Below are 6,781 nucleotides of genomic sequence, written 5' to 3'. Positions count from 1 at the left end.
CTTGATCTCCGCCGTGGTGCCGGACTGCACGCCGACGCGGCGGCCGCACAGTTCGTGGACAGCCAGCTTCTGCGGGTTGCCCTTGGGGACCGCGACGCCGGTGCCGTTCTGGAAGTAGTTGATCATGTCGAGCACCTTGAGGCGTTCCTCGGTGGCGCCCATGGTGGTCGCGGTGAAGTCGAACCTGTTGCCCTGCAGGCCGGGGATGATGGTGTCGAACTTGACGTTGTCGATCTGCAGCTTCACCCCGAGCTTGGCCGCGATGAGTCGCGCCATGTCCGGGTTGAACCCGATCGGCGTCTTGTTGTCCGTCGCCATGAACGTGGTCGGTGGACTCGACAGGTCCATCGCCACCGAGATCCGGCCCTTGGCCTTCACCGCTTCGGGCAACAGCTTCACCGCCGCCGGATCCGGCTGCACGCCCGCCGAGATGTCGTCGGTGTGCTCGACCTGATCGGACTCCTTGGGCTGAGTGGCGTCGACCGACCCGCACGCGACCAGCGCGAGTGTCAGGGACGTCGCGGCGAACGCGGCACGCAGTGGTGTGGTGACTCGCATGGTGGCCGTCCTTCTTCAGACTGGGAACGTGGTGCGGGACGAGGCGGCGGCCCGCTTACTTCATGAGGTCCTTGAACTTGTAGTAGGCGCCTGCGAAAGGCAGGAACCAGGGCGGTCCGAAGTGCCCGGGGATGCGGGTGAACTTCAAGTCGCGCCAAGGGTTCGCGCTCATCGTCCCGGTCAGGTGCTCGGCCATCTGCTGACCCATGTGGGTGGCCATCTGGACGCCGTGACCGGAGTAGCCCAGCGAGTAGAACAACCCGTCGCGCTCACCGGCGTGCACCATGCGGTCCATGCTCATGTCGACCAGGCCGCCCCAGCAGTAGTCCACTCGCGCGTTCGCGAGCTGCGGGAAGACCTCGACCATCGACTTTTGCAGGATGCGCCCGCACTTCTCGTCCGACTGCGGGTTGGACATGGTGAACCGGGCGCGACCGCCGAACAGCAACCGGTGGTCCGGGGTGATCCTGAAGTAGTTCAACAGGTTCTTCGACGTCGACGCCATCCGCCTGGTCGGCAGCAGCTCGTCGCAGACGTCCTCGCCCAGCGGCTCGGTCACGATGATGAAGCTGCCGACGGGCGCGATCCTGACCTGCTGCCAGCGGAACGGCCGGCCGGTGTAGCCGCTGGTCGCGACGAGGACCTGGTCGGCCCGGACGGTGCCGCGCGCGGTGACCAGCTCGTGTTTGGTGCCGCCCAGCCGCCGGAACTGCTCGACCGGCGCCTTCTCGTGGATCGTGGCGCCTGCCCGCACGGCCGCCTCGGCGAGTCCCTTCGTGAACTTGCCGACGTGCAGCCCCGAGCTCTTGGTGTCGGTCACCGCACCGTGGAACCGGTCGGAGCCGATCTCCGCACGGAGCTCGTTCCTGCTCACCAGGCGGTGGTCGAAGCCGAGCCCGGCCAGCATCTCGGTCGTCTCGCGCATGCCGTCGAGGTGAGCGGGCTTGGACGCGAGGTTCAGCTTGCCGGTGCGGGCGAAGTCGCAGTCGATGCCCTCGTCGCCGACGAGCTTCTCCACCGTGTCGACCGCGTCGTGGTAGGCCAGGAGGTACGCCTTCGCGGTGTCGAGCCCATAGCGGCCGACCGCGTCGCGGAAGCCGATCGACAGTCCAGTCGTGGCCATACCGCCGTTGCGGCCAGACGCGCCCCAACCCACCGTCTCCTTCTCGAAGACGTGCGCGTTGACGCCCTTGCGGGCCAGGTGCAAAGCCGTTGACAGACCGGTGAGACCCGCTCCGACGATCGCGACGTCGACGTGGCCGCCGATGTCGGTGCGCGACCGGTCAGGGCCCTTCGGGGCGGTGTCGAGCCAGTACGGGGTGAACTTCATCGGTGCTCTCCTGCCTCGCGATCAGTCGTCAACGCATCAAGGGCGGGGCAGGCCGAAGAGGACGGGCAGGTCGGCGATGTCGGTGATCCGCCTGCAGCCGAGCCACGGGTGATCCGGCTCGAAGCCGCGGTCCATGTACACCTTCTTGTCGAAGCCCATGACCGTCGCGGAGCGGAGGTCGTACTTCGGGCTCGCCGAGACCCACGCGATCTCGTCGGGCGTCGCGCCGAGCTTGTCCAGCGTGTACTCCCACGCGTGCAGCCGCGGCTTGTAGCAGCCCATCTGCTCGGCGGTGATGACGACCTCGAACGGGGCCTTGAGGTTCTCCACGAGGCTCGGCGCGTGGACGTCGTCGGTGTTCGTCACGATGACCAGCGGAATCTCCTCGGCCAGGCGGTTCAGGGCCTCGGTGACACCGGGGTAGGGCGTGAACGTGGGGATCTGTTCGTACACCGCCTCAGCGTCACCGGCGCGGTACTCCAGGCCGAAGTGGCGCAGGGTGCGCTCCAGCGAGTTGGCGATGATCTGGTGAAACGGCTTGTAGTCGCCCAGGGTCTCGTCGTACCGGAACTCGTTGCCCGTCAGCCGGAACTTCTCGGCGATCTCGGCCGGGAGCCGGTCGCCCAGGACCTGGCGGATCACGTCGTTGATGCGGAAGTGGATCAGCGTCCCGTTCATGTCGAACGCGACGAACTTCGGCTTGCTCTCGAACTCCACTGGTCCTCCTCTGTTCGACCGTCGTTTGTCGATTGTCGACCATCTCTAGGTGGCTGTCAACGGCGGTGGTTGTGGTCATCTCATCTGCATCGTTCCGGATGACGACGTGCTGCCCGCGCGATGGCGGGCAGCACGCCTCGTCTCCCTCTCAGAGCCGCTGCAGCAGGAACCGCTGGTTCGTGCCGCTGCCCACCGTCCACTGCGAGATGCGGGCACCGTCGGCGGTCGACTGCTCCCACACGTCCATGGCCAGGCCGCTCTGCCGGTTCACCAGGCTGACCACGCCGAGCCCCTGGTCGACGACCTGCCACTGCTGAGCGGGCGAGTTGGTGTCGGCCTGCTGGGTGATGTCGGCGCCGGTGCTGGAGCTCGCGACCTGGAGCACGAGACCGCTGTGCCGGGCGCGGATCCGGTAGTGGCCGGCACCGGAGTCGAGGAAGTCGAACACCTGGTTCAGCCCTCCCGTGCCGGACCACTGGATCGCCGTGGCACCGGCCGAGGTGGACGCACCGTTGATGTCGACCATCTTGTTGCTGTGCTGGGCGACGAGCCGGTAGTCGATGCCCGGTTGCACCGGACCGGTGCCGCCGCCCGCCGTGCCGACCGGCTTGCGGGACAACGCGAGTGCCTGGCCGACATCGGGCAGTGGCTTCAGGCGGTACGTGTAGCTGTAGTCGCGGTTGGGGAACAGCTTGTAGGTGTCGAGCGGGTGCGCACCCCAGCTGTCGTTGCCGCCCACGCCGGTCTGCCGCAGGTTGAGCCGCAGCACCACGTCCTGCCGCCGGGTCAGCTGGTAGTCGTGCCGGACGCCCTTCGAGAGGTCCTCGGGGGTGAAGTAGGACGCGTTCACCTCCAGCAGCGGTTCGGCGGACGCGAGCAGGCCGCGGCCACTGCCGTTGACCAGGGCGACCCAGCGGACGTCGGTCTTGTTGCCGTTCTCCTGCGGCCGGAGGTAGCCGGTCCACTGCTCGGCGACGGTCGAGGAGTACAGGCCGACGTCCGAACCGGTCTTGCGGTCCCACTGGTTCTCGTGCGGGCCACGGCCGTAGTAGCGGAGCTGGGAGAGCTCGCCCGGCAGGAACAGCATCGTGCCGACCTCGGGGATGTAGGGCAGGCTCGACGATCCCGGGTGCAGGAAGTTGTCGACCTTGATCTCGCCGTTGCCGTAGATGGTGTACGTCGTCGAGAACGTCGACGCGGTGCTGGTCGGCAACGTGCCGCTGACGGTGATCCGCGCCGCGCGGTCGGACGGGCGGTCGAGGGCCACGCGCGAGATCGTCCGGTTCGAGCCGGCGTTGCGCCACGTGCCGTTGCGGTTCGGGTGGCCGTTGCCGACGTCGTTGTCGGTGGGCGCGCGCCAGAAGTTGGGCATCGGGCCCGAGTTCAGCAGCCGCATGCCCATCGCGTCGTAGGAGATGATCAGGCCCGTGGCCTTCGCGACGACCACGCTGAAGTCCTGGCCGGTGACGGTGAACCGGTCGCCGGTCTCGGTCACGGTCACCGCCGGCACCGACGTGACCGGCGTCGGCACGATCGGCGGGCTGCTGAAGTTGACCGGCAGCTGTTGCTTGGCCACCTCGAATCCCGCTGCGGCCCAAGGCGTTGCCGTCCGCAGCTTGAACGACAGCTGCAGGAAGTGCTCCTCACCGGGCGCCGGGTTGGCCGGACGCTCGACCGGCACCTGCACCGTCTTGTTCGACAGGGGCGCGATGTCGAGCTGCGCGGACGTGAGCTCTCCACTTTGGACGACCGCGCCGTCGGCGAGCAGCGCCCAGGTGCCGACGAACTCGTTGACGTTGGTGAACAGGTACTCGTTGGTGATCCGGACGGCTCCGGCGGCACCGGCGTTCGCGGCGTTGATCGCCTGGTAGACCTGCTTGACCTCGACGCCCTTGCCGCTGATCCGCCGGTCGGGCGTGACGATGCCGTCGCCGGAGAAGGCGCCGTCGTTCGGGTTGTCTCCCCAGTCGCCGCCGTAGGCGAGGAACGTCGCGCCGGTGGAGGACTTCCAGGTCAGGGCCTGGTCGACGAAGTCCCAGATCCAGCCGCCCTGCAGGATCGGGTTGGCGCGGATGATGTCCCAGTACTCCTTGAGGTTGCCGCCGGAGTTGCCCATGCAGTGGGTGTACTCGATCATCACGTACGGCCGGCTGTCCGAGGTGTTGCGCGCCCGGTTCTGCACCCCGGCGGGGCTTTCGTACATGGCGGAGCGGATGTCGCTCACCTCGGGGCGGTTGTCGCCCTCGTACTGGATGATGCGGGTGGGGTCGGCGGCCCGGATCCAGTTGCGCATCGTCACGAAGTTGCTGCCGCCGCCCGCCTCGTTGCCGAGCGACCACATGATCACCGACGGGTGGTTCTTGTCGCGGCCCACCATCTGGGCGGCGCGGTCGAGGACGTTCGAGGTCCAGTCCGACCGCGAAGCCGGGTAGTTGTCCCGGATGCCGTGCGTCTCCAGGTTGACCTCGTCCACGACGTAGATGCCGTACTCGTCGCACAGTTCGTAGAACACGGTGTTGTTGGGGTAGTGCGACGTGCGCACCGAGTTGATGTTGAGCTGCTTCATCACTGTGAGGTCGCGGATCTGGTCCGCGCGGGTCAGCGCTGTCCCGCGGTCCGGGTCCATCTCGTGGCGGTTGGTGCCGCGCAACGACACCGGCTGGCCGTTGATCCGCATGAGGCCGTTCTTGAGGGCGAACTCGCGGAAGCCGACCCGTGCCGACACCGTCTGGGTCACCGCGCCCGCCGGGTCGCGCAACGTGAGCACCGCGGTGTAGAGGTTGGGGTGCTCGGCCGACCAGAGTCGCGGTCCCTGCACCGCCTTCGAGCCGCGCGCGGTCGTCTCCTGACCCGGCGCCGGTGAGTTCACCGGGATCCGCAACGGTTCCGGCCACACGGGCTGGCGGTTGTGGTCGTACAGCTGGGTTTCCACGGTGAACGTGCCCGGCTGCTGGCCGCCGCTGTTGCGCACGACCACCGCCAGCGCGAGATCCGCGTTCATGTAGTTGTCCCGCAACGGCGTGGTGATCGTGAAGTCGCGCAGGTGCGCGGGCGGGAGCGAGTAGAGCCAGACCGGCCGGAAGATCCCGGACAGCCGGATCATGTCCTGGTCCTCGAGCCAGTCCCCGTCCGGGAACTTGAAGACCTCGACCGCGAGCAGGTTCGACCCCGCGCGGACGTGGTCGGTGATGTCGAACTCGGACGGCGTGTACGAGCCTTCGCGGTACCCGACCTTCGTGCCGTTGACCCACAGGTAGAACCCGGCTTTGACGCCCTCGAAGTGGATCTGCACCCGGCGCCCCTGCCACGTGGGCGGCAGCGTGAACGTCCTGCGGTACTGACCGACCGGGCTGACTCGTGACGGCGCGAACGGTGGCTGCGTGTTCTCGTTCTGGCCGTTGTTGCCCCACCACGGATACGTCACGTTGACGTAGATCGGGTTGTCGTAGCCGTGCAGCTGCCAGCTCGACGGCACCGGGAGGTTGGCCCAGGTGGTGTCGTTGTAGTCGGTGCGCCAGAAGTTCTGGTCGCGGTCCGCGTGCCGGTTGACGTGCTTGAACTTCCAGGTGCCGGTCAGGTCGAGCCGGAACGGCGAGTTCGTGCGGTCACCGGCCAGCGCCTGCTGGAGGTCGGCGTACGGCATGAACGTGGCGTGCGCCGGCTGGGAGTTGACCTGGAAGTAGGCGATGTTGTTGTTCCACTCGGGGTAGCCGTTGGGCGGGTCGACCCAGGCCGCGGCTTTGACTTCTCCTGGTGCGGCAGTGGTTTCTGCCGTCGCAGGCCTGCCGAGTGCGGGAGCGGCCAGCGCTGCCAGCCCGCTGCCGAGCAGCGTGCGCCGGCGGATGATGCGTCGGCGGGCCGGCTGAGGCGCGTCTGGTGTGCTGGACAACGTACGTCTCCTAGCCGGTCAGCGGGGGGAGTTGGTTTGCGTGGGGAGGTGGTGGTGACCACGGCACGCAGCACTCCACTGCCGCCACCACTGCCGCTGCCGTTCGGCGCGTCGAGCACTGCGGTGCACGCCTGCTTCTTGCTGTAGTTGCCGTCGGACGAGCACGGCGTCTGGTTCGGCGGATTCGCCGAGGTGCCGCTGGGCGACCGGCGTCGATCTGCGCCGCCGTCGCAGGGGTGGACTCCTGAACATCGCAACCCTCATTTCGTGAAGGCGAGTTCATCCGA

The 6,781-nt window shown here is 67.7% G+C and carries 4 protein-coding genes; all 4 read right to left on the bottom strand.

Features of this window, described 5'->3' with window-relative positions:
* Positions 1-558 (bottom strand): transporter substrate-binding domain-containing protein (locus tag DI276_RS50950; RefSeq protein ID WP_198680712.1); only part of this gene is annotated, 558 nt, incomplete at its 3' end.
* Between the two features lie 55 nt (positions 559-613).
* On the bottom strand, positions 614-1,888 hold the full coding sequence (locus DI276_RS17430; protein ID WP_112264542.1) for an NAD(P)/FAD-dependent oxidoreductase: 1,275 nt from the start codon (positions 1,886-1,888) through the stop codon (positions 614-616).
* A gap of 36 nt (positions 1,889-1,924) precedes the next feature.
* Positions 1,925-2,605: a haloacid dehalogenase type II gene (locus DI276_RS17425; RefSeq protein ID WP_112264540.1), complete on the bottom strand. Its 681-nt coding sequence runs from the start codon at positions 2,603-2,605 to the stop codon at positions 1,925-1,927.
* A 148-nt stretch (positions 2,606-2,753) separates the two neighbouring features.
* On the bottom strand, positions 2,754-6,494 hold the full coding sequence (locus DI276_RS17420) for a glycoside hydrolase family 2 TIM barrel-domain containing protein (RefSeq protein WP_112264538.1): 3,741 nt from the start codon (positions 6,492-6,494) through the stop codon (positions 2,754-2,756).
* Positions 6,495-6,781 lie beyond the last annotated feature (287 nt).

This window comes from Lentzea terrae (assembly GCF_003265345.1).
Lineage (GTDB): Bacteria > Actinomycetota > Actinomycetes > Mycobacteriales > Pseudonocardiaceae > Lentzea > Lentzea terrae.
This window is presented reverse-complemented; position numbering and strand designations above follow the sequence as displayed.

Coding starts and splice junctions, on each gene's coding strand:
- DI276_RS17430 (WP_112264542.1), bottom strand. CDS start 1,888: ATGAAGTTCACCCCGTACTGGCTCGACACCGCCCCGAAGGGCCCTGAC.